This window comes from Fodinicurvata sediminis DSM 21159 (genome assembly GCF_000420625.1).
GTDB classification, from domain to species: domain Bacteria; phylum Pseudomonadota; class Alphaproteobacteria; order Kiloniellales; family DSM-21159; genus Fodinicurvata; species Fodinicurvata sediminis.
Genome location: NZ_ATVH01000010.1, coordinates 1 through 2,088 on the forward strand (window position 1 = coordinate 1; position 2,088 = coordinate 2,088).

The 2,088-nt window shown below is 47.5% G+C and carries 2 protein-coding genes; both read left to right on the top strand.

What is annotated here, in order from left to right; genetic code table 11:
• Nucleotides 1-458 precede the first annotated feature (458 nt).
• Complete coding sequence (locus G502_RS22190; protein ID WP_155957764.1) at nt 459-1,223, top strand: hypothetical protein; 765 nt, start codon at nt 459-461, stop codon at nt 1,221-1,223.
• Nucleotides 1,224-1,229: 6 nt separating this feature from the next.
• The gene (locus G502_RS22195) at nt 1,230-1,652 is read left to right on the top strand and encodes a hypothetical protein (RefSeq protein WP_155957765.1); all 423 of its coding nucleotides are present in this window, start codon (nt 1,230-1,232) and stop codon (nt 1,650-1,652) included.
• The last annotated feature ends 436 nt before the right edge of the window (nt 1,653-2,088 follow it).

The following is a 2,088-nucleotide window of genomic DNA, read 5'->3' on the forward strand; positions in this document are numbered from 1 at the left end:
AGAGACCTTTCGAGTGCGCTTCGCGCAGCCTCAAGGTGAGGGAGGTTTTATGAAGGCGGGAGGTTTTTTTTATGCTTTATTCCAGTCTCTTAAGCCCTCTCCCTCCTTTCCGCATGTTGAGGCGCTTTGCCGAAGGTAAAGCCTCGAAACATCTCATACGGAGCCCCGTCGAAGTACTGGCCCCGGCCGTTGGTCCTGGCCTTCGGACTGTTGGGGCTCAGTTCCTGCGTCTTCTAGTCCATGACCCCGGGCGAGTTCATCGCTCTGCTGGAAGACCGCGGCCAGCTACCCCCTGCCAACAGCGGTCTGTTGCGCGAGGAGTTGGAGGAATTGGAGAGCCTGCTTGAGGATTTCATTGACGGAAAACAACTTCAGCGGGCACCCTTTGGTTGTAGAGCTAAAGCGGATAAAGGATCCCACCAGTTCACCATATTCGTTCCAGTGTATCGGGGGTAGCTATGAGCGGAAGTCTATCAAAAGCTGTCATTTATATTCCGGTAGTGACTTTCACTTCCCTCATTCTTTCCTCCTGCCAGTTGCAGAACGCGGATAAGGTCGGGCATGGGGATATTACAATGAGCCAGGACGTTCAGAGCGCTTACCAAAGTTACAGAAGTTCTTATCAGACAGGATATTTTGCAGTTTCCGAAAATGGAAAAGCATCTGGCTGGACTGGGTGTCAAACCGTCTATGATGGCTGTTGGGGAGTTGTGACAGCACAAAAAGCCATCGACGAATGTGAAAAATATTCAAATGGTGTCCCCTGCTATACCTACGGCATCAATCATCGAATAGTTTGGGAAGGGGACGTTAGCGAACCGGATTCTGCTGGTCGGATTTCCAGAAAATCCAGTGCTTCCTCCCAAAAACAATTCTCTAATAGTGGAGACTTTTCGGTAAAATCGGATGATGAATCTGGTGATATCAGGAAAATGGCAGTTTATTGGGATAACAAATACGGAAATATGATTGGTGAGATAGAAATTTCGAATAAAGAATCAGGTCTCATAAAAATTGATATGGAAGATAAAGTCAGATGTACAGGAACATATACCTTTTCAAGTGAGACCAAGGGAAGTTGGTCTGTGGCATGTAACGATGGAAACTCTGCTTCAGGGGAATTTACAGCGCTTGGTCCGGGAAAAGGGTCTGTAGGAAAGGGTGAGGATAGAGAAGGAAATGATGTGGAGTATAAAGTGGGTGGCGTATGGTTTAATAGTTAATTAATAATGAGATATTTTTTATTTGCATTAAAATTATATATTGGATTCTGGTTTATAACTATTCCCATTACCATAGTAATGGCAGTAACATATATTTCTGATTCAGGTTATGACTGTGGCTCTGTTGAGTATAGATTGCAGGAGGCATCAAGATGCTTCGTTTCTCCGCATATGTGGGAGCGCTGGGGAGAAATTGCGGATTCACGTCCTAGTGGGGGTGGCAGGAGAGGTCCTGAAGAGTGTACGAAATACATCGAGGAAAGCTTTTATTATGGATTTGATGACATTGAATTAGAAGCCTTAGGGCAGTGGCTTAAGAATCAAAGAGGAAGTGTTGAGACCTATTGGTCTCGTATTCAGAAAGAGGATTTTTGTAGCGATGAACGTACTAAAATTTGGGTGAATCAATTAAATAAAGATAGAAAGTAATAATAATATATATAAATTCAATTATAAACATTTCTTACTATAATATTCCTCGCTCATCGTCGTTGGCGCTACCGGGACTGCGCATGACAGATTCTTGGCGGCGGGGCTTGTCGCTGCATCTGTTGCTTTTGCGCGTATCACAGTTGCGCAGTGGCGTGCCGCAGAGGAGGGAATCCTCGCGAAAATCCACGCCGGCAACCGGATCTTGACCAATGTGAGTTCACTACCCTCTGGAAGGCCGGGGGCTGCTGACCCCGGCGAATGGCGGGTTGTCGCAGGAGGAGCTGGAGGAATTGGCGGGCCTGCTGGGAGAAAGTGCCTCTGGGTCCTGCTGACGCTTAGCGCTGGGAAGCATGCCAGCGGCGCCGCCGGTGCAAGAGACCTTTCGAGTGCGCTTCGCGCAGCCTCAAGGTGAGGGAGGTTTTATGAAGGCGGG

What these genes read in the sequence shown, in the direction of transcription:
- G502_RS22190 (WP_155957764.1), top strand. Translation starts at nt 459, where the DNA reads ATGAGCGGAAGTCTATCAAAAGCTGTCATTTATATTCCGGTAGTGACT.
- G502_RS22195 (WP_155957765.1), top strand. Translation starts at nt 1,230, where the DNA reads ATGAGATATTTTTTATTTGCATTAAAATTATATATTGGATTCTGGTTT.